The sequence below is a fragment of the Actinoallomurus acanthiterrae genome, assembly GCF_054775715.1.
In genome coordinates, this window is the sequence record NZ_BAAHCO010000001.1 from 2,941,137 (window position 1) to 2,967,056 (window position 25,920).

24 protein-coding genes and 1 pseudogene are annotated in these 25,920 nt (G+C 71.2%); 14 read left to right on the forward strand and 11 right to left on the reverse strand.

Going from position 1 to position 25,920, the window contains the following annotated elements:
- Positions 1-203: 203 nt before the first annotated feature.
- Entirely contained in the window at positions 204-1,520 is a 1,317-nt protein-coding gene (locus ACYVF7_RS14280) for a GGDEF domain-containing protein (protein ID WP_460339688.1), read from the forward strand.
- A 10-nt stretch (positions 1,521-1,530) separates the two neighbouring features.
- Positions 1,531-3,228, forward strand: a complete 1,698-nt coding sequence (ettA, locus tag ACYVF7_RS14285) for an energy-dependent translational throttle protein EttA (RefSeq protein WP_460339690.1) — start codon at positions 1,531-1,533, stop codon at positions 3,226-3,228.
- A gap of 57 nt (positions 3,229-3,285) precedes the next feature.
- Here the strand turns inward: ettA and ACYVF7_RS14290 are convergent, their stop codons facing one another.
- Positions 3,286-5,565, reverse strand: a complete 2,280-nt coding sequence (locus ACYVF7_RS14290; RefSeq protein WP_460339692.1) for a glycosyl hydrolase family 95 catalytic domain-containing protein — start codon at positions 5,563-5,565, stop codon at positions 3,286-3,288.
- A 221-nt stretch (positions 5,566-5,786) separates the two neighbouring features.
- Here ACYVF7_RS14290 and ACYVF7_RS14295 point away from each other — a divergent pair, with 221 nt between their 5' ends.
- On the forward strand, positions 5,787-6,233 hold the full coding sequence (locus ACYVF7_RS14295) for an acyl-CoA thioesterase (RefSeq protein WP_460339694.1): 447 nt from the start codon (positions 5,787-5,789) through the stop codon (positions 6,231-6,233).
- A gap of 75 nt (positions 6,234-6,308) precedes the next feature.
- On the opposite strand, the gene ACYVF7_RS14300 is transcribed toward ACYVF7_RS14295, so the two are convergent.
- Together ACYVF7_RS14300 and ACYVF7_RS14305 are read right to left on the reverse strand one after the other, a co-directional pair.
- Positions 6,309-7,121 (reverse strand): ABC transporter permease subunit, encoded by an 813-nt coding sequence (locus ACYVF7_RS14300; RefSeq protein WP_460339695.1) that lies wholly within the window; start codon positions 7,119-7,121, stop codon positions 6,309-6,311.
- Positions 7,118-8,047, reverse strand: a complete 930-nt coding sequence (locus ACYVF7_RS14305) for an ATP-binding cassette domain-containing protein (RefSeq protein WP_460339697.1) — start codon at positions 8,045-8,047, stop codon at positions 7,118-7,120. Before ACYVF7_RS14305 ends, ACYVF7_RS14300 begins: the two co-directional genes overlap by 4 nt.
- 189 nt (positions 8,048-8,236) lie before the next feature.
- On the opposite strand from ACYVF7_RS14305, the gene ACYVF7_RS14310 reads away from it, so the two are divergent.
- The 4 genes and pseudogenes from ACYVF7_RS14310 to ACYVF7_RS14325 form a co-directional block, all read left to right on the forward strand.
- A complete protein-coding gene (locus tag ACYVF7_RS14310) occupies positions 8,237-9,421 on the forward strand; it encodes a sensor histidine kinase (protein ID WP_460339699.1) in 1,185 nt (394 codons plus the stop codon).
- Positions 9,418-10,068, forward strand: a complete 651-nt coding sequence (locus ACYVF7_RS14315; RefSeq protein ID WP_460339701.1) for a response regulator — start codon at positions 9,418-9,420, stop codon at positions 10,066-10,068. Before ACYVF7_RS14310 ends, ACYVF7_RS14315 begins: the two co-directional genes overlap by 4 nt.
- Before the next feature lie 154 nt (positions 10,069-10,222).
- Positions 10,223-11,629, forward strand: a complete 1,407-nt coding sequence (locus ACYVF7_RS14320) for a S28 family serine protease (protein WP_460339703.1) — start codon at positions 10,223-10,225, stop codon at positions 11,627-11,629.
- Between the two features lie 163 nt (positions 11,630-11,792).
- Positions 11,793-12,776: pseudogene (locus tag ACYVF7_RS14325) on the forward strand (MFS transporter); the annotation flags it as partial.
- A gap of 44 nt (positions 12,777-12,820) precedes the next feature.
- Here ACYVF7_RS14325 and ACYVF7_RS14330 read toward each other — a convergent pair.
- From ACYVF7_RS14330 to ACYVF7_RS14340, 3 genes are all read right to left on the reverse strand, one after another.
- Positions 12,821-13,345 (reverse strand): globin, encoded by a 525-nt coding sequence (locus ACYVF7_RS14330; protein WP_460339705.1) that lies wholly within the window; start codon positions 13,343-13,345, stop codon positions 12,821-12,823.
- Positions 13,346-13,358: 13 nt separating this feature from the next.
- Positions 13,359-14,417, reverse strand: coding sequence for a mechanosensitive ion channel family protein (locus ACYVF7_RS14335; RefSeq protein WP_460339707.1), 1,059 nt, complete (start codon positions 14,415-14,417; stop codon positions 13,359-13,361).
- Positions 14,418-14,585: 168 nt separating this feature from the next.
- Positions 14,586-14,876, reverse strand: a complete 291-nt coding sequence (locus ACYVF7_RS14340) for a hypothetical protein (protein WP_460339709.1) — start codon at positions 14,874-14,876, stop codon at positions 14,586-14,588.
- Between the two features lie 784 nt (positions 14,877-15,660).
- Between ACYVF7_RS14340 and ACYVF7_RS14345 the strand changes: the two genes are divergently transcribed.
- Entirely contained in the window at positions 15,661-16,836 is a 1,176-nt protein-coding gene (locus ACYVF7_RS14345; protein WP_460339711.1) for an XRE family transcriptional regulator, read from the forward strand.
- Positions 16,837-16,839: 3 nt separating this feature from the next.
- Complete coding sequence (locus ACYVF7_RS14350; protein WP_460339713.1) at positions 16,840-17,379, forward strand: GNAT family N-acetyltransferase; 540 nt, start codon at positions 16,840-16,842, stop codon at positions 17,377-17,379.
- A 141-nt stretch (positions 17,380-17,520) separates the two neighbouring features.
- On the opposite strand, the gene ACYVF7_RS14355 is transcribed toward ACYVF7_RS14350, so the two are convergent.
- Positions 17,521-18,195: a response regulator transcription factor gene (locus ACYVF7_RS14355; protein WP_460339715.1), complete on the reverse strand. Its 675-nt coding sequence runs from the start codon at positions 18,193-18,195 to the stop codon at positions 17,521-17,523.
- Positions 18,180-19,493 (reverse strand): sensor histidine kinase, encoded by a 1,314-nt coding sequence (locus ACYVF7_RS14360; RefSeq protein ID WP_460339717.1) that lies wholly within the window; start codon positions 19,491-19,493, stop codon positions 18,180-18,182. Before ACYVF7_RS14360 ends, ACYVF7_RS14355 begins: the two co-directional genes overlap by 16 nt.
- A gap of 206 nt (positions 19,494-19,699) precedes the next feature.
- Here ACYVF7_RS14360 and ACYVF7_RS14365 point away from each other — a divergent pair, with 206 nt between their 5' ends.
- From ACYVF7_RS14365 to ACYVF7_RS14380, 4 genes are all read left to right on the forward strand, one after another.
- Complete coding sequence (locus ACYVF7_RS14365; RefSeq protein WP_460339719.1) at positions 19,700-20,536, forward strand: CPBP family intramembrane glutamic endopeptidase; 837 nt, start codon at positions 19,700-19,702, stop codon at positions 20,534-20,536.
- Between the two features lie 61 nt (positions 20,537-20,597).
- The gene (locus ACYVF7_RS14370) at positions 20,598-20,966 is read left to right on the forward strand and encodes a VOC family protein (protein WP_460339721.1); all 369 of its coding nucleotides are present in this window, start codon (positions 20,598-20,600) and stop codon (positions 20,964-20,966) included.
- Between the two features lie 69 nt (positions 20,967-21,035).
- Positions 21,036-21,797: an ABC transporter ATP-binding protein gene (locus ACYVF7_RS14375; protein ID WP_460339723.1), complete on the forward strand. Its 762-nt coding sequence runs from the start codon at positions 21,036-21,038 to the stop codon at positions 21,795-21,797.
- 2 nt (positions 21,798-21,799) lie between these two features.
- Positions 21,800-23,737, forward strand: a complete 1,938-nt coding sequence (locus ACYVF7_RS14380; RefSeq protein WP_460339725.1) for an FtsX-like permease family protein — start codon at positions 21,800-21,802, stop codon at positions 23,735-23,737.
- A 139-nt stretch (positions 23,738-23,876) separates the two neighbouring features.
- Here the strand turns inward: ACYVF7_RS14380 and ACYVF7_RS14385 are convergent, their stop codons facing one another.
- The 3 genes from ACYVF7_RS14385 to ACYVF7_RS14395 form a co-directional block, all read right to left on the reverse strand.
- Complete coding sequence (locus tag ACYVF7_RS14385) at positions 23,877-24,083, reverse strand: FmdB family zinc ribbon protein (protein ID WP_460339727.1); 207 nt, start codon at positions 24,081-24,083, stop codon at positions 23,877-23,879.
- A 58-nt stretch (positions 24,084-24,141) separates the two neighbouring features.
- Complete coding sequence (locus ACYVF7_RS14390; protein ID WP_460339729.1) at positions 24,142-24,651, reverse strand: HNH endonuclease; 510 nt, start codon at positions 24,649-24,651, stop codon at positions 24,142-24,144.
- 221 nt (positions 24,652-24,872) lie between these two features.
- Entirely contained in the window at positions 24,873-25,163 is a 291-nt protein-coding gene (locus ACYVF7_RS14395) for a hypothetical protein (RefSeq protein ID WP_460339731.1), read from the reverse strand.
- Positions 25,164-25,337: 174 nt separating this feature from the next.
- Here ACYVF7_RS14395 and ACYVF7_RS14400 point away from each other — a divergent pair, with 174 nt between their 5' ends.
- Positions 25,338-25,721: a hypothetical protein gene (locus tag ACYVF7_RS14400; protein WP_460339733.1), complete on the forward strand. Its 384-nt coding sequence runs from the start codon at positions 25,338-25,340 to the stop codon at positions 25,719-25,721.
- The last annotated feature ends 199 nt before the right edge of the window (positions 25,722-25,920 follow it).

The following is a 25,920-nucleotide window of genomic DNA, read 5'->3' on the forward strand; positions in this document are numbered from 1 at the left end:
GCTCGGCGCGGTGCCCACCGACCCGGGTGGCCGCCGCCCGCCACCGGGCGCCCTAAGAAGGTACCGAATTTGTTGCCCACTCCGCACACATTGCAACTATCCTATTACTGAACGTGATTCGATCAAGAGTGCGCACGAGCCGCCGTCCTGCGTCGCGGGGGCCGCCCTGACGGGCGGTCACGGCCTGACCCGTAGGGGGATGAATGACGGCACTGCAAGCCTCCGGCGACGGAGGCGGTGACGTCGCCGCGATCCCGCGGCGATGGCCGTTGCTGGAGCAGCCGCCACTGCTCGCCCCGTACGTCTTCGTGGTCGTCGCGCTGCACGCCGTGCTGATCGCCCTCGCGGCGACGCACACGACATGGTGCGCCCGAGCGCTGATCGTGTTCGGGGCGCTGTTGACCTGCGGGGCTATCAGCATCGAGGCGTCGCGGCGGCTCGGCATGCCGGCCGGTGTCTCGCGTGACCTGCTGTCGGCGTGGTGGCTGCCCGCGGCGCTGCTGCTGCCGCCGGTGTACGCGCTGCTGATGCCGATCCCGTTGCAGGTCCTGCTGCAGCTGCGGGTGCGCCGCACCATGCTGCATCGCCGGGCGATCGTCACGGCCGCCCACGGGCTCGCCGGCGCCGCCGCCTCCGTGGCGTTCCATGCCGTCATCCCGCACCCGCTCCGCGACGCGCACCAGTGGCTCATCGACCTCAACGCCATGATCCCCTCGGTGGTCGTGTGCGCCGTGCTCTTCACCCTGATCAACACGGCGATCGTCGTCGTCGCGGTGCACATCGCCAATCCCGAGTTGTGCTGGCGCGACGCCCTGTGGGACCGCGAGATCCTCCTGCTCGACACGGTCGAGGTGTGCGTCGGGATCCTCATCACCATCTCCTGCGCGCTCACCCCGCTGCTGCTGTTGATCGCGCTGCCTCCGGTGATGCTGCTCCAGCGCAGCCTGATCCATCACCAGCTGCGGAACGCCGCGCGGCACGACTCCAAGACCGGCCTGCTGAACGCCGCGACCTGGCAGCTCGAGGCGGACACCGAGATCACCCGGGCCGTCCGCACCGACGAGTCGATCGCCCTCCTCCTGATCGACATCGACCATTTCAAACGGGTCAACGACGCGTACGGGCACCTGACCGGCGATCAGGTGCTGCACGGGGTGGCGACCACTCTGGTCCAGCAACTGCGGGAGTACGACGTCGTGGGCCGGTTCGGCGGGGAGGAGTTCGCCGTGCTGCTCCCGCACGCCGACATGCTGGAGGCCTGCCGGGTGGCCGAACGGCTCCGCAGTCGCGTGGGCCGGATGTGCGTGCCCGCCGACGACGCGACCGTAACGGTGACCATCTCGATCGGGGTGGCCCTGTTCCGCACGCACGGACACGACCTGATCGAGCTGCTCGCGTCCGCGGATCTGGCGCTATACCGGGCCAAGGAGTCCGGCCGCAACCGGATCTGCCTGCCGGCGACGAAGAAGACCGGCGAGCGTCGCCAGATCACGGCGAGGCCATCCCCCCGAAGGCTCTAGTCTTGAGGACATGCCGGAGTACATCTATACGATGCAGCGCGTGCGCAAGGCGCACGGCGACAAGGTGATTCTGGACGACGTCACGCTGAGCTTCCTGCCCGGAGCCAAGATCGGTGTCGTCGGGCCCAACGGCGCCGGTAAGTCCACGCTGCTGCGGATGATGGCCGGCCTCGAGCAGCCCTCCAACGGCGAGGCCCGGCTCATGCCCGGGTTCACCGTCGGCATCCTCGCGCAGGAGCCGCCGCTCAACGAGGAGAAGACCGTCCTCGGCAACGTCGAGGAGGGCGTCGCCGAGACCAAGGCGATGCTCGACCGGTTCAACGAGATCGCCGAGAAGATGGCGACCGACTACTCCGACGAGCTGCTCGAGGAGATGGGCAAGCTGCAGGAGCAGCTCGACCACCGCAACGCCTGGGACCTCGACAGCCAGCTCGAGCAGGCGATGGACGCGCTGCGGTGCCCGCCGGGCGACGCCGACGTGACCAAGCTGTCCGGTGGTGAGCGGCGCCGTGTCGCGCTCTGCAAGCTGCTGCTGGAGGCGCCCGACCTCCTGCTGCTCGACGAGCCCACCAACCACCTCGACGCCGAGAGTGTGCAGTGGCTGGAGCAGTACCTCGAGAAGTACGCCGGCACCGTGCTGGCGGTCACCCACGACCGCTACTTCCTGGACAGGGTCGCCGGCTGGATCTGCGAGGTCGACCGGGGCCGTCTCGTCGGCTACGAGGGCAACTACTCCACCTACCTGGAGAAGAAGGCCGAGCGCCTCAAGGTCGAGGGCCAGAAGGACGCCAAGAAGAAGAAGCGCCTGGAGCAGGAGCTCGAGTGGGTCCGCTCCAACCCGAAGGCCCGCCAGACCAAGAGCAAGGCCCGTCTCCAGCGCTACGAGGAGATGGCGGCCGAGGCGGCCAAGTACCGCAAGCTGGACTTCGAGGAGATTCAGATCCCGCCGGGCCCGCGCCTGGGCACCACGGTGATCGTCGCCGAGCACCTCACCAAGGGCTTCGACGATCGTCTCCTGATGGAGGACCTGTCCTTCAACCTGCCGCCCAACGGCATCGTCGGCGTGATCGGCCCGAACGGCGTCGGTAAGACGACGCTGTTCCGGATGATCGTCAACGCGGCCGGCTCGGGTGCGCCCGACGGCGTCACCGCGGACGAGAAGCCGGACGAGGGCAGCCTCAAGGTCGGCGACACCGTCAAGATCTCCTACGTCGACCAGAGCCGGGGCGGCATCGACCCGAAAAAGAACGTCTGGCAGGTCGTCTCCGACGGCCTCGACCACATCAAGGTCGGCCAGGTGGAGATGCCGAGCCGCGCGTACGTCGCGGCGTTCGGCTTCAAGGGCCCGGACCAGCAGAAGCCGGCCGGCGTGCTGTCCGGCGGTGAGCGCAACCGCCTCAACCTCGCACTCACCCTCAAGCAGGGCGGCAACGTGCTGCTCCTCGACGAGCCCACCAACGACCTCGACGTCGAGACGCTGAGCTCGCTGGAGAACGCCCTGCTGGAGTTCCCCGGCTGCGCCGTGATCACCTCGCACGACCGGTGGTTCCTCGACCGCATCGCCACCCACATCCTGGCGTGGGAAGAGGGCTCGAACTGGTTCTGGTTCGAGGGCAACTTCGCCGACTACGAGAAGAACAAGATCGAGCGGCTCGGCGCCGAGGCGGCCCGCCCGCACCGCGTCACCCACCGCAAGCTGACCCGCTGAGCGGGTAGACGAAAAGCAGCCCTCCCCCGCTAAAGGGGAGGGCTGCTTTTTCGTGATCTACGGGAGACCCCACGGCGGGGCGGGTGCGGCGGTCACCGGCGCGACCCGGGTGTCCGGCCGCGTGCCCGCCGGGTAGATGAGCGCCTCGTCGCCCTTGTGCAGCTCGATCTCCAGGACACCGCCGCTCTCGTGCCACTTGGCGGCCTTACCGTTGCGGAGCACCTCGTACGGGCCGGTCATGCCGCCGGGGATCAGCCGCAGGGGTTCGCCGGCCAGGCTGCGGATGCTGATGAAGGCCGTCCGGCCGGCGCGCCGTACGGCGGTGACGAGGAACGCGCCCTCCGCGCGCAGGTCCTGCATCGCCACGTCCGTCCAGCCGGACGGGATCGCGGGGAAGACCCGGAGCGTGCCGCCCCAGCTCTGCAGCAGCATGTCGTGCAGTGACTGGGCACCCGACAGCGGAGTCTCCATCACCGGACCGGACTCGGCGTACATCGTGTTCGGCTTTACGTACGTGGTCAGGAGCGTGCTCAGGTTGGTGAGGGCGGAGTCGCCGTCGCCCAGCAGCGCGTTCATGGACGCGGCTCCGGTGAACGTGTAGCCCTGCTGCGCGCCCGGCAGCCCCAGCCAGTGGGCGAGCGAGCGTTTCAGCAGGTCCCGGTTGGCCGGGTCGGTGACGTCCAGCACGTGCAGCGGATGGAACCACAGCATGTGCGAGAAGTGCCGATGGCTGGTGGTGAGCTGAACGTCGGCGCCGATCCACAGCCCGTCGTCGCCCTGCGGCGGCGGGACGAGACGCTTCAGGACGTCGTGCCACTTGGGGATCAGCGGATCGTTGATCTTCAGGCGCGCCGCCGCCTCCAGCAGGGCCTGACAGCCCCAGGTGAGCAGGGCCAGGTCGTAGTTGCAGTCCCGGGTGGTGGCGTACTCGGGGGAGTACGTCGCCGGCAGGTGGAGGCGGCCGTCCGCACCCTCCGTCAGGAAGTGCAGGTAATAGTTGATCGCGCGGCGCAGCAGCGGGAACAGCATCGTCCGCAGCAGCGAGTCGTCCATGGTGTGCCGGTAACGCATCCAGACGTCGTGCAGCGCCCAGGGCAGGTTGCCGACCTCGGGCACGCCGTAGTCGCCGCTCGGCACCTGCCCGGGGACGCCGAACGCGTCCGACAGGAGATCCTCCTGCGTGACCCGGCCGATCCCGGCCGAGTCGGACCGGTACTGCTCGGCCGTGTTGGCGACGAGGTTGTCGCGGTACCGGTCGAGCGAGCGGGTGAGCGAGTCGAGCTCGGTATGGCCGGTCGCGTTGATCAGCCAGTACTCCAGCTGAACGTTGAGGTTCCACCAGGTGCCGGGCCACGGCGTCGGTTGCAGCCACTGCGCCGCCGTGCCGATCACCGGCCGGTCGACGCGTGTCGCGCAGGCCATCTTGTACAGCTGGATCCAGTAGAAGGCCTGCAGCCGGGCGTCCGGCAGCGACAGGAAGCTCTTCGGGTAGAAGCGGTGCCACCAGCGGCGGTGCTCGCGGGTCAGCTCGTCGAGGGGCGCGGCCCGCTTCAGCCGCTGGGCGGCGACCTCCGTGGCGGTCCGGTCGGGGAAGGTGTGGGCGACGGTGGCGAGCAGCGTATGCCCGTCGACGTGCCATGCCGTCGTCGTCCGGCCGCCCGCGACCAGGTCCTGGTCGCAGTGGTCGGCCGCGAGCACCGGGTCGGGGTTGTCCTTCAGCCCGGCCGGGCGCGGCTTGGAAGCCAGCCGGGGCGACACCGCCGGGAAGGGCGTGAAGCTCCAGGCCACGGTCTCCCCGCCCGTCGGCGCCGCGTCGATGACCAGCAGGTCGCGGGTCGCGTGGACGAACGACCGCAGCGTGACCGTGCCGGCCGTCGTGGTGATCGTTCCGGAGAGCTCGGCGTCCCAGAGGGAGAGCCGCAGGTCGACCCCTGTGACGTCGCCGGTGGTCTCCAGGGTCAGGTACCCGATGCGCAGCCTCGAGTGCCCGAACAGGGCGCCGACACCGTCCTGGTGATCGCGAACGCGGCTGTCGCCGAGTTCGAACGTGAGGCGCTGCCGGGTCGGATGGCGGTAGGCGGCCGCGCCGAAGGCGCCGTTGCCCAGGAACGGCCCTTCGTAGAAGGTGCCGGGCATGCGCTTCCAGCTCAGGTCGGATCCGGCGAGGAACGCGGCCCACTCCCGCTCGGTCCGCATCCCTCGCGGCGCCGAGGCGGCGGCCGTTGTGGACCCGGTGGGGAGGGCGTCGGCCGTCGCGGACCCCAAAGCGGTCGTGCCGATCGCGGTGCTGCCGATGGCGGTGGTGCGGAGAAAAGTGCGGCGAGAGGGAGAGGACACGGCGGGCTCCAGGAGGTCGGATGACATAGAGGGAACACGTCGCCGTATGCAACGTCAAGGGGTGGATTGGGTCTTTGAGCCATAAAGAGGTCGGACCTATCGGCCGATGACTCTTGGTCGGCGACACTCCCGAGCCCCCTGAAGGCCGCCCCGCGCGCACCACGCGGTGACCGGACCGGGAGACTGGTGCCGCTCCCGCAGCCTCACGAGATGGATGACCGATGACCCAGCCCGCCGTCGACTCCGGTCACGTCGGACCGTCGAGCGCGCATGTGCATGAGTTCCACGTCCGCTTCAGCGACATCGACTCGCTGGGGCATGTGAACAACTGCCGATACCTGACCTACCTCGAGGACGCACGGGTGGCGATGTTCTTCACCGACCCGCAGCGGGAGGGCCGCCGTCCGCTGCGCGGCATCGTCGTGGCGCGGCACGAGATCGACTACCGGCGGCCGTTGCTGCTGCGGCCCGAACCGGTCCGGGTGGAGACCCGGGTGACCGAGATCCGCGCCGCCAGCTTCGGCCTGGCGTACGAGGTGCGGGACGACGAGCACGTGTACGCGTGGGCCACCTCGGTCATCGTCGGCTACGACCTGAAGGCGGACCGGACCCGGCGGTTCGACGAGCGCGAGCGCGCCTTCCTGCAGGCGTACGCCACGGTCACCTGACGGCCGTTTGGCGAACGGAACACCGGCGGCCGCCGCGGAAAGAGACGCGGTGGCCGCCGGTGTCCGGGTCCGTGGTCAGGCGTCGCGCCGGTGGATGAGGACCATCGCCGCCGTCAGCGCCACGGCCGGGTACACGGCGATCACGAGGAACGCGTGTGTCATCGACGGAGCGCCGTGCTCCACGTGGAGGGACACGAGCCGCCGGATCGCGTTGCCGGGCAGGGCCTGCTCGATGTCGATCACCCACTGGGCGCTGCCGTGGATGAGCTGCGGCGCGAGGAAGAGCAGCGCGACCAGCACGCCGATCGCCGCGGCCGCGTGCCGCAGGAGCACGCCGAGGCCCGCTCCGACCAGGGCGACCGCGACCAGGTAGAACGTCGCCGCGACGATCGAGCGCACGGCACCCGGATCGGTGATCGACAGGCCGATGTGCCGCCGGGCGAAAATCGCCTGGCCGGCCAGAAAGGTCGTCGTCGCGGTGACGGCTCCGATGGGCACGCTGACCGCTGTGATCACCGCGGCCTTGGCCGCCAGCACCGTACGCCGGCCGGGCACCGCCGTGAACGTCGTGCGGATCAGGCCGCTGGAGTACTCGCCGGTCACGGTCAGGACACCGAGCGTCGCGACGATGAGCTGGGCGATCATGAAGCCGATGTAGGGATCGGCCAGCGGGTCGACGCCGGCGCGCTGGGCCGCTGACATCCGCGGCCATTCGCCGACGTCGGAGTCGGCCATGATGACGCCCACGGCCACGGCGGACGCGAACGCGCACGCCAGTACCCACGCGGTGGAGCGCAGCGAACGCAGCTTGATCCACTCGGCCGCGACGACGTCGGTGAAGCGGGACGGGCGCGTCCTCGCGCCGGTCGGCAGGCTGACGGTGGTCATCGGAGCGTGCTTCCCTCCTGCTCGGCCCCGGCGCGGTACTCGACGCTGCCGGCGGTGAGTTCCATGAAGGCCTCCTCGAGGGAGGCGTTGCGCGGGGCGAGTTCATGGACCGCGACGCGGTGTTCCAGCGCGAGGTCGCCGATCCGCGCGGCCGTGAGGCCGGTGACCTCCACGGCGCCGTCGTCGCCCGGCTCGACCCGGGCTCCCGCGCCGATCAGCACCCGGGCGAGCTCGCCGCCGTACGGTGTCCGCACCCGGACATGACGGCGCGAGGCGCGTTGGACGAACTCCGTCACGCCCATGTCGGCGATCAGGCGTCCCCGGCCGATGACGATGAGGTGGTCGGCGGTGTGCTCCATCTCGCTCATCAGATGGCTGGAGACGAGGACGGTGCGGCCCTCGCCGGCGAGCCGCCGGAACAGGTTCCTGATCCAGCGGATGCCTTCCGGGTCGAGTCCGTTGACCGGCTCGTCGAAGATGAGGATTTCCGGGTCGCCGAGCAGGGCGGCTGCGACGCCGAGGCGCTGCTTCATCCCCAGGCTGAACCCGCCGACCCGCTTGCGCGCGACGGTGGTCAGCCCGACCTCGTCGAGGGCCTCGGGCACCCGGTTCGCCGGGATGCCGTTGCTGCGGGCGAGCGCGGCGAGGTGCCGGTCCGCCGTCCGCCCCGCGGGCACGGCGGTGGCGTTCAGCAACGCCCCGACGCGCAGCAGCGGCCGGTGCAGCGTGCGGAACGGGCGACCGCAGACGGTGGCCGAGCCGCTCGTCGGCGCGTCGAGGCCGAGGATCAGCCGCAGCGTGGTGGACTTGCCGGCGCCGTTCGGGCCGAGGAATCCGGTGACCCGGCCCGGACGCACCTCCATGGACAGAGCGTCGACGGCGGTCGTCCCGCCGTACCGCTTGGTGAGCGCAGTTGTCTTGATCATGCCTTCCCCTGAGTTCGACGTGCCCTCCACGGTGCGGCAGGTCCCCGCGCCACCGCGTCGGGCCGTGGACCGCATTCGCGTGCTCGCCTGTGGCAGGGGAGATCGGCGTCCGTTCAGCCTGGAGGCGGAGTCGGCGGCTCAGCCTGGAGACGGACGACCGGGACACCGTCGGCGGGTTACGGTCGGCGCGTGGACCAACGGCCTCCGTTCACCCGGCGGCTGACCTTCGCGCACTGGGTCGGCCTCGACGTAGTGGTCGCGCTGCTGCTCACGGTCGCCCTGGTGTCGAGCGCGTGGGACGTGCGGCCGTACTTCGGCGTGCCGATGGTGATCGGCGTCGGGCTGGCCTGCGCGATCGCCGCGACGGTGGCGATCCGGCGGTGGCGGCCCGTCCTCGCGCTCGCGATGGCCGTCGGCGGGAGTGTGGCGTCGGCGTTCCTCGGGTTCTCCAAGGACCCGATGGTCGCCCTCGCGCTCATCGTGTACATGGTGGCGCTGCTCAGGCCGGCCCGGACGGCGGCGGTCGCGCTCGTCGTCGTCGAGGTCGCGATGGCCGTCGACGCGGTCGCCGTTCGCGCCGCCATACCGTTCACCGGTCCGAACTCCCTCACCTCTCAGGTGGTCGCGACCGGCGTCGTCCAGCTCGCGGCGTGGTGCGCGGGCGTCGCGATGCGCCAGGCCCGCGCGTACGGTGAGGGACTGCGTGAACAGGCCGAGCGGCAGGCGCAGATCAAGGTGGAGCAGGCCCGGCGTGCGATCAGCGAGGAACGCCTGCGCATCGCCCGGGAGCTGCACGACGCGGTCGCGCACAGCATGAGCGTCATCGCGGTGCAGGCCGGGGTGGGACACTACGTGATCGGAACCCGCCCCGACGAGGCGGCCAAGGCGCTCGCCGCGATCGAGACGACCAGCCGCGCCGTGCTGCAGGAGATGCGCGGACTCCTCGGTGTACTCCGCGACGAGACGCCCGACGGTGACGTGGCGCCGCCCGCGCGGGGCGTCGCCGACCTGCCCGCACTGGCCGAGCAGACCGGGCGCGCGGGCGTGCGCGTGGACCTTCAGGTCCGTGGGCGGCCCCGCGACCTGCCGTCCGGGATCGGCCTGACGGCGTACCGGATCGTCCAGGAGGCACTGACGAACGTGGTGAAGCACGCCAGAACCGACAGCGGCCGCGTCCTGCTCACCTACGGCGCGGAGGACCTGTGCATCGAGGTGACCGATGATGGAGCCGGGTGTGACGGGTCCGGCGGCGGACACGGACTGATCGGGATGCGCGAGCGGGTGGCGGCGTACGGCGGGGAGTTCAGCGCGAGACCACTGCCGCTGCGCGGGTTCCGGGTGGCGGTCCGCCTGCCCATCGGTACGCCGGAGTGAGCGTCCGCGTGGTCGTCGCGGACGACCAGGTGCTGGTCCGGGCGGGCTTCCGGGTGCTGGTGGAGACCGCACCCGACCTGTCGGTGGTGGGGGAGGCCGGTACGGGCGTGGAGGCGGTGGAGCTGATCCGCCGGGAGCGGCCCGACGTGGTCCTCATGGACATCCAGATGCCCGAGCTGGACGGGATCGAGGCGACCAGGCGGGTGCTCGCCGGGCCCGACCCGGTCGCCGTGCGGGTCCTGATCCTCACGACGTTCGACCTCGACCGGTACGTGTACGCCGCGCTGCGGGCGGGCGCCAGCGGGTTCCTGCTCAAGGACACGCCCCCCGCGGACCTGCTCGCCGCGATCCGGGTGATCGCGGCGGGAGAGGCGCTGCTCGCTCCGAGCGTGACCCGGCGGCTCATCGCCGAGTTCACCCGCCGGCCCGCGATCCACGACCACCGTGCGCTCGACGAGGTGACCGACCGGGAGCGCGAGGTGCTCCTGCTGGTGGGCCGGGGCCTTTCCAACGCCGAGATCGCCGAGCACCTGCACGTGTCGATCGCGACCGCGAAGTCCCACGTGAGCAGGCTGCTCATGAAGCTTCAAGCACGAGACCGGGCGCAGTTGGTCATCGTCGCGTACGAGTCCGGTCTCATGGGGTGACGGCCGGCGTACGGCGGGTCCGATCGCGGCCGTCCATGGCGTTCGGCCGGGTGGCGACAGTTCCGTAACGAAGCAAGCGTAGATCGCATTTCTGACCCCTTTGACCCCTACTGTCACGGTTGCATTCTCGCGATCCGACACAAAAGGGGTAGGAATGCGCAACCTCTCTCGAGGAATGCTGGCGCTGCTGCTCGCCGCCGGGCTGGGCGGTGTCGGCGGCGCCGCGCACGCGGCGGCGCCCGTACGGGCGGCGGGCGACGACGTCCTTGCCAAGCTCAAGGCGATTCCCGGTATGACGGTGGCGGAGAAGACCTCCACCCTGACGGGATACCGCTGGTTCTGGCTGAACTACCGGCAGCCCGTCGACCACCGGCACCCGGAACGCGGCTGGTTCGAGCAGCGCGTGCTGCTGGAGCACAAGTCCGCCGACCTGCCGATGGTCCTCTACACCAGCGGCTACAACACGCCGGAGACGATGTTCCTGTCGGAGCCGACGGCGCTCGTCGGCGGCAATCAGATCTCGGTGGAGTACCGCTTCTTCACGCCGTCCCGGCCCGAGCCGGCGGTGTGGAAGAAGGACACGATCTGGCAGGCCGCCACCGACGAACACCGGTTGATCAAGGCTCTCAAGACCATCTACCACGGCAAGTGGATCTCGACCGGGGCGAGTAAGGGCGGTATGACCGCGACTTACCACAAGCGTTTCTACCCCTCGGACGTCGACGGCACGGTCGCCTACGTCGCGCCGAATGACGTCAACAACAAGGACGACAGCGCGTACGACCGGTTCTTCAAGAAGGTCGGCACCGACCCCAAGTGCCGGACCAATCTGGAGAGCCTGCAGCGCGAACTGCTCAAGCGCCGCCCGCAGATGCTGGCGCGGATGAGCGCCGACGCCAAGAAGGCCGGCAACACCTGGAAGATCATCAAGACCGTCGACCGGGCCTTCGAGAACTCGGTGATGGACTTCGAGTGGGCGTTCTGGCAGTACCACCTGCAGTCGGAGTGCAAGGACATCCCGGCGACGACCGCCTCGACCGACGCCATCTACTCCTACTTCGACAAGATCTCCGGCGCGCTGACCTACACCGACCAGGGTCTCGAGCCGTACATCCCGTACTACTACCAGGCGGGCACGCAGCTCGGCTGGCCGTCGCCGAAGTTCACGCACCTGCACCCGCTGCTGCGCTACGAGAGCACCTACCAGCCGCGGACGTACGTCCCGGCGGACATCCCGATGCGGTTCGACCCGTCGGCGATGAAGGACATCGACCGCTGGGTCCGCACCCGTGCGACCCACATGGCGTTCATCTACGGCCAGAACGACCCATGGGGCGCCGAGCCGTTCCGCGTCGGCCCGGGCAGCCGCGACTCCAGGGTGTACGTCGCGCCGGGCATGAACCACAGCGCCCACCTGATCGCCGCGCTGCCCGACGCGCAGCGTGCGCGGGTGACCGCCGACCTGCTCCGCTGGGCCGGCGTCTCCTCGGCGCAGGCGAGGACCCTCACGGTCCCGCAGGTCGCCGAGGACCCGATGCTGGCGCAGCGCCCGCCGCTGTAACGCGTCACCCGTCGCCCTGAGCACCGCGCTCGGGCGGCCCGGCGGGCCCCGTCGCCGATCCGGCGGCGGGGCCTTCGCATGTCGATGATCGTCTCATATTTCAAGACGCTAGTATCAGAATATGAGCAGACGGTGGTCGGTCCTCGTTGTCGGGTTGTTCGCCATGGTCGCCGGGTGCGCCTACCAGTACGGCCTGCCGTACCTCATCCCCGCCCTCCGGGCGGACGCCGGAATCTCCCTGAGCCAGGCCGCGACGCTGATCTCCTGCCCGGTGGCGGGGCTCCTCGTCTCCCTCGCCCTGTGGGGCGTGGCCGCGGACCGCTGGGGCGAGCGGGTCGTCCTCGCCACCGGCCTGACCGTGGCCGGCGGAGCGCTGCTGGCCGCCGCCACCGTCCACCACCTGGTCGCGCTCGGAGCGTGCTTCTTCGTCGCCGGAGCCGGTGGCGCGTCCATCCACGCCGCCAGCGGCCGGCTCATCCTCGGCTGGTTCGCCGCCCACGAGCGCGGCCTGGCCATGGGCGTACGCCAGACCGGACAGCCGCTGGGCGTCGGCCTCGCGGCGCTCGTCCTGCCGCCGCTCGCGGCGGGCGCCGGACTCGCGGGCGGCCTGGTGTTCCTCGCCTGCTGCTGTCTCGCCGCCGCGCTGCTGGTGGCGCTCATCGTCCGCGACCCCACACGTACGGGAGGGCACGAACCGCACGGCGGGCACTCCCCGTACGGTACGCCGGTGCTGTGGCGGATCCACGCGGCGAGCGCGCTGCTCGTGGTGCCGCAGTTCGCGGTGTCGGCGTTCGCCCTCGTCTACCTGGTGGACGCGCGGGGCTGGGACGCCGCGACCGCCTGGCTGCTGGCGGCCGCGCAGGTCGGCGGCGCCGCGGCGCGGCTGGCCGTCGGCCACTGGTCGGATCGCGCGGGCAGCAGGCTGCGGCCGATGCGCCTCCTCGCGTCCGGGATCGGCGTCGTCATGCTCGCGCTCACCGTGGGCGCGCTGACGGGCTGGGGCGGCGCCTCCGTCGTGCTCGTCGTCGCGGCGGTGATCACAGTGACCACCAACGGGCTGGCCTACACCGCCGTGGCGGAGTACGCCGGGCGCGCCTGGGCCGGCCGGGCGCTCGGCATCCAGAACACCGGGCAGAACCTGCTCGCGGCGGCGACCCCGCCCGTGCTCGGGTCTCTCGTCGGCGGCTCCGACTACGGGACGGCCTTCGCCGTCGCGGTCGCGTTTCCCGTCGTCGCGGCCCTGCTGATCCCCGTACGGTCCGAACGCGCACCGGACCGCTCGGCGACACCGGAACCGACCCGCGCGCAGAGCTGACCGGCGCGGAGCCGGCTGCAGCCGGGGGCGTTGATCAGGCTGTTGGCCGCCATGACGAGGTAGTCCCAGAGCATGGTCTCGAGCGGCTCGGGCAGCTCGAGCTCGTCGACGGCGTCGCGCATGTGGCCGAGCCAGGCGTCGTGCTCGGCCTTGCCGATGCGGAACGGCACGTGCCGCATGCGCAGCCGCGGATGGCCGCGCCGCTCGCCGTACGTGCGCGGACCGCCCCAGTACTGGATCAGGAACAGCCGGAGACGCTCCTCAGCCGGTCCCAGATCCTCTTCGGGATAGAGCGGACGCAGCACGGGGTCCGCGGCCACCCCCTGGTAGAACCGGTGCACCAAGCGGCGGAAGGTCTCCTCGCCGCCGACGGCTTCGTAGAAAGTGACCTCTTGTGCCATGACGGGCCCCAGCCTACGCGGCCGAGGTGTCCTCCTTGAACGTCGCGACGGCGACGCCGGCCGAGTCGAAGGCCTTCTTGACGCGTTCGCGCAGCTCCCGGGCCGTGTCGGCCTGCTTGCCCGGTGCCGTCTTGCAGACGACGCGGACGACGATCGCCTCCCCGGAGAGTGCCTGGACGCCCCAGACCGTCGGGTCCTCCAGGATGATCTCGTCCCACGGCGGCTCGGCCGCCAGCGCCGACGCCGTCTCGGTCAGGATCGTACGGACCTTGTCGAGGTCGACGTCGTACTCGACCGGGACGTCGAGGACCACGCGGGCCCAGTTCTGCGACTCGTTGCCGACCCGTTTGATCTCCCCGTTGGGGACGTACCAGACGATGCCGTTGACGTCGCGCAGGCGGGTCGTGCGCAGGGTGACCGCCTCCACCGTGCCCTTGGCGGTGCCGACGTCGATGACGTCCCCGACGCCGTACTGGTCCTCCAACAGCATGAACATGCCGGTGAGGAAGTCCTTCACGAGGTTCTGGGCGCCGAAGGCGACGGCGACGCCGATGATGCTCGCGCTGGCCAGGAACGGCGTGAGGTCGAGCCCGAGGTAACCGAGCACGGTGAGGGCCGCAGCGCCGAGGATGATCATCGAGGAGATGCTCCGCAGCACCGACCCCATCGTCTCGGCCCGCTGCCGGCGCCGTTCGCTGACCAGCACGGGGCTGCCGTCGAAGATCGTGCGGGTCCTCTCGCGGAGCCGCTCCGACATCGTGCCCTCGGCCATCCGCAGGGTGATCTTCGTGATCAGCTTGTGCGTGAGCCTGCGCAGCACCAGCGCGATCACGATCGTGAGGATGAGCTTCACGGTCCACGTGATCGGGCTCGTCCCGTCGAGCCACTGGTGGTACCACCTGGCGACGTGCTCGTTGTGCGTGATCTGGAACGTCCAGCGGCAACCCGTGCTGGGCGTGGCCGGGCTGGTCGTGTTGGTCGCGGTGGCGCCGTCCGTGCAGGCTTTGAGGAGGTCTTCCCTGGAAGCGCTCTTGAACGGCAGCAAGCCCGTCAGTGTGTGACGCGCGAACACGAGACATCCTCCCAGGTGGTCCCCCTAAGCTGGGCGACCACGTTGACCGGCGAACCTACCCGATGGATGGTAGGCGACGGTGGGACGTCCCTCATGCGATCTTGGTGAACGGGCCCCGCGGAGCCGGTCAGTCCGCGCCACTGGCAACAGGCTCCGCGGGGGGACTAGCTAGGCGCTGTGCGCCTCCAGGACCCGGGCCACCTTCACGGCCGCGCCGCACGGGTCGTCGACCTCGTGCATCGGCTCGCCCCACGACCACCAGAAGTACCAGGACCGCTGGTCGATCGTGCCGGGCGCCGGCGCGCACATGACGTTCTCGGACAGGCTCGCCGCGTCCGGGTTGACGACCCGGCAGAACGCCGGGCCGGAGCGGCTGCGGACCACGCGGGCCACCAGGCCGCGTTGGCCTAATTCACGGACCAGACCTTCGAGATATCCCAGTCGACGTTCGTCGAACACGTGTTCCTCCCTCACCAACTGAACTCACCTCGCTACGCGGTGCGAGAATCGCAAGCCGTCGACGGACGGTCAAGGTCGGGGCTGAGGGCCTGGAGACCATCTTCTGTCCACATGGGTAGAGGTTTTTCCACTGACGTTGGATCTTTTTCTGCTCCGGTATGGGGAGAGGGACCGTATCGCTTGCGTTTCTGACTGATTCGGTTGGCGTATCGCGATGCCAGAGTTACGCTGCGTACGCGAGATTTCATCTCCGTGGCCATGAGTTATCCGGTCGGACCTTTCCCCCCAAGGAGGCCGGGAAGTGACAGATCCCCCTCAAACGGAAGTGCCGGATCCCCGTAAAAAGGATCCACCTCGCAAAGAAGCCGATACTGCACGTTGTATCCGTGCTCGTGGGCTGGCACAGGGTCATGCGCCGCCCGACATTGCGAGGGAAATTCACGATCAATGCGGGCCGATCTTCGGAACGAGTCAGATCAAAGCCCAGCGACTCGCGCACGGCATCGCGCTGTCCGATGTCGTCGCGCAGGTCAGAGCGCTTTACGAGCTGGAGGGAAAAATCCGCCCCAAGCTCGGTGAGACGCTGCTGTCGGCGTACGAGAGCGGCTATAAGCGCCCGGGCCCCGAATATCTGCACTACCTGTGCAGCGTCTACCGCGTCGAGCCACCGGACCTCGGCTTTCAAGGGCCGTGCGTCTGCGGCCACCGGCACGAACGCCCACGGGCCGGCGGTCAGGACCCGTCGGCCCGCGAGCCCGACAGTGTGATCAGGCCGCGCGCCGTCATGACCGACAGCAGCGAGTGGGTGACCAATTTCGAACGTACCTCCGGTCCGCGCATCTCCCGGGTCCACTACCGCGCCGAAGACCCGGGCGGCAAGGACGGAGACGAGGAGGACATAGTGCTTCGTCGGACTCTTCTACAACTCCTGGCCGGAGCAGGCGTGGTGCTCGACGGCCAGATCCTGGGGGCGGTGGACGGCATCCGCCGCCGGATGGACGACACCCTCGTCAACGCGACGGTGTCGCCGACCATGCTCGATCAGTGGGAGGAGACCGTACAGGGATACGGGCAGCAGTACATGTCGACGCCGCCGCTGCGGTTGCTCTGCGACGTCCTGCTGGACTTCAGCGAGGTCCGCCGCATGTGCGAGCAACGGCAGCCGATCGAGCTCCAGGAACGGCTGTGCCGCATCGCGGCGCAGCTGTCCGGTATGGCCGGCGTCATCATGATCGACCTCGGCGACCACCGTCTCTCCCGCTCCTTCTTCCGGACCGCCCGCACGGCCGCCGACGAGACCGGCGACCGCGCGCTGCGCGCCTGGGTCAGCGTGCGCGAGTCGCTGGTGCCGATGTACTACGGAGACCCGCGCGAGGCCCTGCACCTGGCGCGCCGGGCGCAGGACCTGGCCGGTCGCGCGCCCAGCGTGGCCGGCGCGATGGCGCCCATCGTCGAGGCACGCGCCCTCGGCATGCTCGTCAAGCGGGGGCGGGCCGAGGCGGTGCCCAGCGCGAAACGCGCGCTGGCCCGCGGCCAGGCGGTCTTCTCCCAGCTCGGAAAGGACCAGGTCAGGGACACCGCCTTCGGCTACACCGAACGCCAGCTCGCCTTCCACATGGGCGACACCTACACCAACCTCGGCGACCACGGGAACGCCGAGGAGACCCTCCGGAAGGCACTGACCCTCTATCCCTCCACCGAAGAGCTCGACCGCACCCTGATCTGGCTCGACCGGGCGTCGTGCCGGCTCCAGGAAGGAGAACCCGAAGAGGCGTTGCGCACCGCGAAGGAGACCATCCTCGCGGTGTCCGCGGCGCACCGTACCGACATCGTGATCCACCGGGCCCGCCAGCTCGCCAGCGCCGTGGTCGCGCAGTACGGCGACATCCGGGCGGCCCGCGAGTTCCGTGACGCGCTGGCCGCACCGGCGACGGCGGGGATCACCAGGAAGCAGGCCTGACCGGTGGGCCGTCCACCGGTCATCGCCTCGGCGCTGGCCCGGCGGCTCTGCGCCGAACCCCCCGTCTGGGAGTTCGCGGGCCTCCGCATCCGGCGCTACACGCCCCGCGATCATCGGGCGGTGTTCGCCCTCCACCAGGAATGCCTGTTCCAGGTGGGGCTGCGCCCCGGCGACGGCGTGTACTACGACGACGACTTCACCAACATCGAGGAGGTCTACCTCCGAGGCCGCGGCGAGTTCCTCGTCGGGGAGGTGGGCGGGCAGGTCGCGGCACTCGGCGGGCTCCGGCGCGTCGACGACCTGACCGCCGAGATGGTCCGCCTCCGCGTCCGTCCCGACCTGCAGGGCCGCGGATACGGCGCGGCGCTCGTCACCGTCCTGGAACAGCGCGCCGCCGAGCTCGGCTGCCGCCGGCTCCGGGCCGACACCACCGTCAAGCAACGCGTCGCGATCGCCCTCTACCGCTCGTACGGCTGGCGGGAGATCGCGCGCGAGGCGACGGGAGACACCGTCACCGTCTACTACGAGAAACGACTGGGATAGGGGGCCGTGAGCGGCGGCGGTGCCGGTTTCGCCGCCGCTCACGACACACCGGCCGATCGGAGTCGACGGTGAGCGGACCGCTCAGCTCACGGCGGACGCGGCAGGCCGCGTCCGCCGTGAGCGTGGCGGGGCCGGACGCGTTCATCCGGACGCGGTGCCGCCCCGCAGGTAGGCGAGCACCGCCAAGACTCTGCGGTGCGTGTCCTCCGCCGGGGGCAGGTCGAGTTTGGTGAGGATGCTGCCGACGTGCTTGCCGACGGTCGCCTCGGAGACGACGAGGATCCGCGCGATGGCGGTGTTCGAGTGGCCCTCGGCGATGAGGCCGAGCACCTCCCGTTCGCGCGCCGACAGCCTCGACAGCGGATCGCGCTGCCGGCGCAGCAACTGGCGCACGACCTGCGGATCGACCACGGTCCCGCCGTCCGTCACCCGGCGCAGCGCGCCGACGAACTCCTCGACGTCGACCACCCGGTCCTTGAGGAGATACCCCACCCCACGGCCGTCTCCCGAGTCGAGCAGGTCGGCCGCGTAACTGAGCTCGACGTACTGACTCAGCGCCACCACGGGCAGGCCCGGGTGGGCGCGGCGCAGCGCGACGGCCGCGCGCAGGCCCTCGTCGCTGAACCCGGGAGGCATCCGGATGTCGGTCACCACCAGGTCCGGGCGGTGCTCGGCCACGGAGGCCACGAGCGCGTCCGCGTCACCGGCCGTGGCCACGACCTCGAAGCCGAACCGGTCGAGCAGCCCGGCCAGCCCTTCCCGCAACAGCACCCCGTCCTCGGCGAGGACCACCCGGATCGTTACCGCAGGTCGCACGGAAGCTCCACATGGACGACGGTCGGCCCGCCCACCGGGCTCGACAGGAGCATTCTGCCGTCGATCACGGCCACCCGGTCCGCCAGGCCCGTCAGCCCGCTCCCGGCGCGCGGGTCGGCTCCGCCGTCCCCGTCGTCGCGGATCTCCACGGTGAGCAGGCCGGCCTCCCGCCGTACGGTGACGGCCGCCTCCGAGGCGCCGCTGTGCTTGGCGACGTTGGTGAGCGCCTCCGAGACGACGAAGTAGGCGGTGCCCTCGACGTGGGCCGGCAGGCGGTCCGGCAGTTCGGCGTCGACCGTCGCCGGGATGGGGGACCGGTCCGCGATCTCGCGCAGCGCGGCGGCCAGCCCCCGGTCCGTGAGCACGCGCGGGTGGATGCCGCGGATCAGCTCCCGGAGCTCCGTCATCAGCCGTTTGGCCTCGTCGTGGGCCTCGGCCACGCTCCGGGCGGCGGGCGAGTCGGGCGGGACGTCCAGCCGGGCCAGGCCGAGCTGCAGGGTGAGGCTCAGGAGGCGCTGCTGCGCGCCGTCGTGCAGATCGCGTTCGATGCGCCGCCGCTCCGCCTCGAACGCGTCGACCAGCCGGGCGCGCGACCGCGACACCTCGACGAGCTCGGCGCGCAGCCGCTCGTCGGGCCCATGCCGCAGCAGCGAGCGCGCCACGGCCGCGTGGGCACCGGCGACCACCGCGAGCACGTACGGGAGGGCGGGGAGCAGCGCCAGACCGGCGAGCGCGTACGGGAGGGCCTGCCACGGGTCGTCGACGCTGGTGAACCCGAGCGCCACGGTGCCGTGGCGCGCCAGCAGCGGACTGGCGAGGAACGCGCCGACCAGCAGCGCGAACAGCAGCAGCGCCAGGGACAATACCGGGGCGAGGGCGACGAACAGGCAGAGGTAGCCCAGCTCGCGCCAGGTCGCCGCCTCGGTGTACCGGGTCCGCAGCCACGACCACGGGCCGCGGGCCGTACGGTGCCCGGACGCCACGGGCCGTATGTCCACGAGGCGCAGCCGTCGGCGTTCCAGCTCGGCCAGCGGAACGGCGATCAGCGGGCCGGCGCTGGCGACGAGCACCACGCCGAGGAGGGCGAACAGCGCGACCGCGACCGGTGCGGGATGGGCGTCCGCCGCCCGCCGCGCCGCGACCACCCACGGCACGGCGAACACACCCACCGGCACGGCCGCCACGGCCAACGGCAGGGCCGCCGTCAGTAGGTACGCCAGGCACCGCCACGGCCAGCCGCCGACCAGGAAACGACGCCGGAACATCGCCTCGAACGCGGTGCGGGGCACAGGGGACACGCACGTACGGTAACCGCGCCCCGGCACTGTTCGGGCGGAGATACGCCCTGGCCCTGACCGCACCGTTCGGGCGGAGATGGGGCCTGGCCCTACCTGGATCCGGTGGCCCGCCGTGATGTCCGGAGTGCGGGCCGGGTGGTTCCGTGGCCGCGGAACTGATCGATCGACGGAAGGTTCGCCACGTGGTCACGGCACACAGGAGGGGAGTGGCGGCGTTCCTACTGATCGCGTTCGGCGTCACTTGGGCGTATCTGTTCACCGCCCGGCTCGCGCTGGGACTGTCCCTCGTGAACCCGCTCGTACAGCTCCCGATGGGCTTCGCCCCCGCGATCGCCGCGGTGATCGTACGCCGCTGGATCACGCGGGAGGGGTTCGCCGACGCGGGCCTGGCTCCGCGGTGGAGGAAGGCCTGGCCTTCCTTTCTCGTGGCGTGGCTCGCACCGCCGGTGTTCGTCGCCGTCGGCGTCGGCGCGGCGGCGGTCGTCGGACTCTGGCACCTCGACCTGTCCCCGCTGAACCGCGTCGTCTCCGGCCTCCCGGGCTGGGCGGTCCCGCTCGTGCTGATGGCGGTCGCGGTCGTGCTCACGCCGGTGTACTGGGGCGAGGAGTTCGGCTGGACGAGCTACCTGCGGCCGCGGCTGTTCCCCGACCGGCCCGTCGCGTCCGTGCTGACGACGGGTCTGATCTGGGCGGTCTGGCACTACCCGCTGGCGGTCCTCGGCTACGTCCGCTACGGCCACCTCGCCGTCGGCCTTGCCGTCTGGACGGTGTCCTTCATCTTCCAGGAGGTGCTGCTCGCCTGGCTCTGGTCCCGCAGCGGCGGCGTCTGGGCCCCGAGCCTGGCGCACGCGGGGAACAACATGGTCCTGTCCCTGCTGACCGGGCAGCTGCTGTCCGCGGACGGGCTGGGCGCCACGGCCAGCACGGCGATCATGTCCGTGCCGATCGTCGCCGTCGGCGGCTGGATCCTCCTGACGGGCCGTCTCCCCGCGAGCCGCCCGGCGGCGCCCGCTCGCCCGGTGCGTGCCAAGGCGCACCACTGACGGCGGCGCCGTCCGCCGGGAGAGCTTCCGCCCGCGTCACGGGGGATTCGATAATCGGGTGATGGTGCGATTGGGATCGATCGTGATGGGCGTGTCGGACGTACGGCGGGCCATGGAGTTCTGGGGCCGGGCGCTGGATTACGTGCCGCGCGAGGAGCCGACGGAGACGTGGGGGGTGCTCACGCCGGCGTCCGACGACGGACCGCGAATTTCGCTCGGGCTGTCCGAGACGCCGGCACAGGACCGGCCGCGGGTGCACCTCGACCTGTACACCGCCGACCAGGCCGGCGAGGTCGACCGGCTGGTCGGCCTCGGCGTGTCGCACGTGGACTGGCAGGACTATCCGGAGGACGCGGACTTCGTCGTACTCGCGGACACGGAGGGGCAACCGCTTCTGCGTGATCGCCCACGGCTGACCCGGCGGGGGTAGGGCCAGGCATACCTCGGGTTGGTGTCCTGGGCTGATGTTCCCGGCTCCTCCGAACGATGAGATCTCCTCATGACGGAGGGACAGGCGATCGGACCGGCGCGGCCGGCCGCGCCCGCGGTGGAGTTGCGCGAGGTCAGCAGGGAGTACGGGCGCGGGGACGCGAAGGTCCGGGCGCTCGACGGAGTGAACATCGGCTTTCCCGCCGGGTCGTGGACGGCCGTGATGGGGCCGTCGGGGTCGGGGAAGTCGACCCTGCTGCACTGCGCGGCCGGGCTGGAGAAGGCGAGCGGCGGGCGGGTCCTGCTGAGGGGGCAGGACATCACCTCCGCGCCCGACAGCGCCCTCACCGCCCTGCGGCGGCACACCGTCGGGTTCGTCTTCCAGACCTTCAACCTGGTCGGCTCGCTCACCGCGGAGCAGAACGTCGCGCTCCCGCTGAAGCTCGCGCGGCGCACGGTCTCCCGCCAGGCCGTACGCGAGGTGCTGGAGGCCGTCGGCCTGGGGGACCGGCTGCGCCACCGGCCCCGGGAGCTCTCGGGCGGGCAGCAGCAGCGGGTGGCGATCGCGCGGGCGATGGTGACACGGCCCGCGGTGCTGTTCGCCGACGAGCCGACCGGCGCGCTGGACTCGGCGTCGGCCCGTACGGTGCTCGAGCTGCTGCGGACCATGGTCGACTCGGCCGGACAGACGATCGTCATGGTCACCCACGATCCCGCCGCGGCGGCGCGGGCCGACGCGGTGGTGTTCCTGTCGGACGGCAGGATCGTCGACCGGGCGTTGCGCCCGTCGGCCCGGGAGGTCGCCGACCGGCTCGCGCGGCTGGAGGGCTGAGCATGCCGGGGATCGCCTTCAGTAACTTCCGGGAGCACCGGCGCCTGTTCACCGGCGCCATCCTGGCCGTCGCCCTGGGCGTCGCGTTGATGCAGTCCTCACTGTCGGTGATGGCGGCGGTGTCCGAGGCCCGGATCCCGGCGGGGCTGTCCGGCCAGGCCCGGGAGCGGATCCAGGACGCCTACGCGGGGGCCGCGACGCTGCTCGGCATGACGGTCATGCTCGCGGGGTTCCTCGCGCTGTTCATCGTCGGCTCGACGTTCGCCTTCACCGTCGCTCAGCGCCGCCGCGAACTCGCCCTGCTGCGGCTGGCCGGCGCGAGCCGTCCGCAGATCGTCATGCTGCTGGTCGCGGAGGCCGCGCTGCTCGGCACGGCCGGTGCGACGGCCGGGGTGCTGCTGGGGGTGCCGGGCACGTGGGCGCAGTCCTGGCTGCTGGTGGCGTTCGGATTCCTGCCCGGCGGGGTCTCCCCCGACCTGAACGGCGGGATCATGCTGGCGTCCGCCTGCGTCGGGCTCACCGTGGCGCTGCTCGGCGTGCTGACGGCCGCGCGCCGGGCCGCTCTGGTACGGCCGCTGGAGGCGCTGCGGGACACCGGGCGCGCGGCCCGCGTCATGACCGTGGCCCGCTGGGTGTTCGGTCTGTCCTCGCTGGCGTTCGTGATCTGGCTGGTCGCCGCCGCGCAGACCGGCCGCGTCGACGTTCTGGGCGCGATGCTGATCGCGATGACCGTCTCGGTCGTCGGCGCCGTGGCCCTGAGCCTGCTCAGCCCCCTGGTCGTGCCGCTCGTGGGCGGCCTCCTCGGCCTCGCCGTGCGCCGCAGCACCTTCGGTGAGATCGCCCAGGCCAACCTGCGCGACAGCGTACGACGCAGCGCGTCGACCGCCGCGCCGCTGATCGTGCTGGTGTCGCTCGTGGTCGGCCTCATGGGCACCCTCGCGTCGCTGGGCAGGATGGCGGGCGAGGAACAGAAGCGCATCGTCGCCGGCGATCTGGTCGTCGACTCCACCGGCGCGGAGGCGCCCCGCGTCGCGTCCGTTCCCGGGGTCGCCGTCGCGTCACCGCAGGCCACCGTCCCGATCGCCGTGACGGTCGGGCACGGCGCGTACCGGCGGACCTACTACTCGGGGATCGTCGCGGTGGATCCGGCGGCGTACCAGCGGACGTACCGGCGGCCGCCCCGCTCCGGCTCGCTGGCGGCCCTGCGGGGGCGGACGATCGCGGTGGGGCCGGGCCTGAGCGAGGAGGGCCTGCGGCGCGGGGGCGTGGCGGTCGCCCGGATCGGCGAGCGGCGGGTACGGCTGCGGATCGTCGCCGTCATGGCCCCCGTGCTCGAGAACGGCGCGGACGGCTTCATCCTGCCGCGCGAACTGATCCCGGAGGACGTCATCGCCAAGGCGCCGACCCGGACGGTGGTCCAGGTGGCCCCCGGCACCGCGCCGTCGGCCGTCGCCGAGCGGATCCGCGCGGCGCGGATCGGAACGGTCCGCACTGTGGCGAAGTGGGCCGACGCCGAGGCCGACGAGCAGCAGAAGGGCAACGAGGCGATCTTCGCGGTGCTCGTCGGCCTCGGCGGCCTGTACGCGGCCGTCGCCGTCGTCAACGCGGTGGTCATCGCCGGTGCCGAACGCAAGGTCGAGTTCGCGGTCGTCCGCCTCACCGGGATGAGCCGGCCGCAGGTCGTACGGATGGCGCTGATCGAGGCGGCGGCGGTCACCGCGATCGGGCTATTCCTCGGCCTCCTGGTCGCGGCCGGGGCACTGGCGGGGATCGGCGCGGCGGCCGTCCGGGCCGTCGGCACGCCCCTGGTCGCGGTGCCGTGGGAACTACTGGGCCTGCTGGTGCCCGGCGCGTTCATCGTGACCGGTGTGGCCAGTGCGTGGAGCACGCTGTCGGCGACCCGGGTGCCGCCGGTGACGCTGGCGACCGCTCGGGAGTAAGGGCGGTGGGCGTGCGTCAACGGCGCTCAGCCGCAAGTGGCGCTGTGAGCTGCCCGTCGGCGGGGCTCAGCGCAGGTGGCGCTGTGATCCGTCCGTCAGCGGGGCTCAGGTGGCGATGTGACCTGCCCGTCGGCGGGGCTCAGCCGCAGCAGCCGCCTCCGCAGCAGCCCCCGCCGCCGCTGGGCGGGGTCGCGGTGCCGCCGCCGGTGACGGCGACCGTGGACAGCAGCTTCACCGTGTCCTCATGGCCGTCGGGGCATGCGGCCGGCGCGGACGCCTCGGCCATCGGGCGGGACACTTCGAACGTTGCGCCACAGGCGCGGCAGCGGAAGTCGTAGCGTGGCACGGCCATAGCGTACGACGTCACCGCCCGAACGCCGCAACCCGATCGCGATCAGGCGGGTTCAGGCGGCGGGTTCCGTGACGTACGGCGCCCACTGAGGGTCGCCGTCGTTGACCAGGCCGATGAGCCGCCAGTGCGCCCCGCGCGGAACGGCCGGGACGACGCGCGACTTCCACCCGATCTCTTCTAGTAGCTTGTCGGCCTTGCGGTGGTTGCAAGGCATGCAGGAGGCGACGCAGTTCTCCCAGATGTGCATTCCGCCGCGGCTGCGCGGGATGACGTGGTCGATCGTCTCCGCGCGGAGACCGCAGTAGGCACACCGGAAGTTGTCGCGCCGCATGAGGGCCGCCCGGGTGAGCGGCACCCGTTGTCGGTAAGGGATGCGGACGTAGCGCAGAAGTCGGATCACCGACGGCATCTCGACGACGACCGAGGCCGAATGCAGCTGGGCGCCGGATATGTCATGATGCACGATCTCGGCCTTCTCCCGGAGGACCAGGCAGACCGCACGCCGCAGCGGAAGGGTTGTCAGGGGTTCGTACGTCGCGTTGAGCAGTAGGACCTGTCTCATCAGACGGCCTCCGTGCGGCAAGCGCCGGCCGCCTCACAGGCCACGCTCCAGCGTGCCTCGGCATGAGGCATAACGATCTTTCTCACCAGCGCACCCGACACGAGGACCTCCTCACGGGTGATACCCGAGTTGGAATTCAGTGTGGCTGCTGAGATGCTGATCCCGCTACCCCATATCCGTGGTATTCGCTGGAAGCGGGCCCGTGAAGGCGGCCGGACGGCTCAGTGCCCCGGGTGACGCCCTTCCGTCTCGGCCCCGGCGTGTGACGCGGCCTCCTCACCCGGCCGCTCGCGCCACGTCATCCTGGCGTCGAGACGAAGCGGGCCGCCCTTGAGGCTCCCCGAGGTCTTGACCCAGCCCGTACGTTTGTCGCCCGCGCCCATCGTCTCGTACCGGCAGACGATGGTCTCGTGCTCCGTGGCGCAGGGCTTCGACTGCCCCAGGATCTTGTGACCGGACGTGATCTTCTGCGTCGCGACGACGTCATCGGCCGGCCGGGATCCCTCGTTCACCACGGTCCAGCGCCAGATGACCCCGGAACCGCCCTGGGCCTCCTCCGGCCGGTCATAGACCAGCCGCGGGCCCGCCGCCTGCGCCCGGTGCCCTCCCTGCGCCTCGCGAGAGTGCTGCGCGCCCTCGTGCGACGCCGCACGGGGCGCTTCGGTCGCTCGCGGCTCGTGCCCCTCATGCGAACCAGGGGTCCCGTGCTGCTGGGCCTCACGAGTCCCGTGACCTGGCAGCTGGGCCGCGTGCTGTTGGGCCGCTCGCGCCTGCTGGGCCTCGTGAGCCTGCTGAGCCTGGCGCTGTTGGGCGGCCTGCTGCGCCTGGCGCTGTTGGGCGGCCTGCTGAGCCAGGTGCTGTTGGGCCGCTCGGGCCTGCTGGGCCTGCTGGGCCTGCTGTGCCGGGTGCTGCTGTGCCGCTCGTGCCTGTTGGGCCTGCTGCTGTTGGGCGGGTCGCACCTGGGCCTCATGGGCCCGCTGAGCCGGCTGTTGCTGGGCGGCGTGCGACGGCTCCGCGGAGTGCTGTGTTCGATGCGCCGGCCGCTCGGCGCGCTGCGACTCCTGTGGTGACGCGGCCGGGTGCGGCTTTGGTGCGAGCGCCTGCGCGGACGAGCCGGCCGACGCGCCGGCCACCAGAGCGACCGCGGCCAGCGCCGGTGCGGCGACCAGAGCCGTACGGCGGCCGTACCGGCTCGTGCGTGCGGCCGTTCTGTGCGGGTCGATCGTGTCTTCCATTGTTCCCCCCGAGTGACGTGGAAAGACGCGCCCC

Bases quoted from the DNA above. Each gene is read 5' to 3' on its own strand.
- ACYVF7_RS14390 (WP_460339729.1), bottom strand. From the start codon at position 24,651: ATGAGACAGGTCCTACTGCTCAACGCGACGTACGAACCCCTGACAACC.
- ACYVF7_RS14280 (WP_460339688.1), top strand. From the start codon at position 204: ATGACGGCACTGCAAGCCTCCGGCGACGGAGGCGGTGACGTCGCCGCG.
- ACYVF7_RS14300 (WP_460339695.1), bottom strand. From the start codon at position 7,121: ATGACCACCGTCAGCCTGCCGACCGGCGCGAGGACGCGCCCGTCCCGC.
- ACYVF7_RS14400 (WP_460339733.1), top strand. From the start codon at position 25,338: ATGCGAACCAGGGGTCCCGTGCTGCTGGGCCTCACGAGTCCCGTGACC.
- ACYVF7_RS14345 (WP_460339711.1), top strand. From the start codon at position 15,661: ATGACCGACAGCAGCGAGTGGGTGACCAATTTCGAACGTACCTCCGGT.
- ettA (WP_460339690.1), top strand. From the start codon at position 1,531: ATGCCGGAGTACATCTATACGATGCAGCGCGTGCGCAAGGCGCACGGC.
- ACYVF7_RS14380 (WP_460339725.1), top strand. From the start codon at position 21,800: ATGCCGGGGATCGCCTTCAGTAACTTCCGGGAGCACCGGCGCCTGTTC.
- ACYVF7_RS14370 (WP_460339721.1), top strand. From the start codon at position 20,598: ATGGTGCGATTGGGATCGATCGTGATGGGCGTGTCGGACGTACGGCGG.
- ACYVF7_RS14320 (WP_460339703.1), top strand. From the start codon at position 10,223: ATGCGCAACCTCTCTCGAGGAATGCTGGCGCTGCTGCTCGCCGCCGGG.
- ACYVF7_RS14330 (WP_460339705.1), bottom strand. From the start codon at position 13,345: ATGGCACAAGAGGTCACTTTCTACGAAGCCGTCGGCGGCGAGGAGACC.
- ACYVF7_RS14305 (WP_460339697.1), bottom strand. From the start codon at position 8,047: ATGATCAAGACAACTGCGCTCACCAAGCGGTACGGCGGGACGACCGCC.
- ACYVF7_RS14375 (WP_460339723.1), top strand. From the start codon at position 21,036: ATGACGGAGGGACAGGCGATCGGACCGGCGCGGCCGGCCGCGCCCGCG.
- ACYVF7_RS14295 (WP_460339694.1), top strand. From the start codon at position 5,787: ATGACCCAGCCCGCCGTCGACTCCGGTCACGTCGGACCGTCGAGCGCG.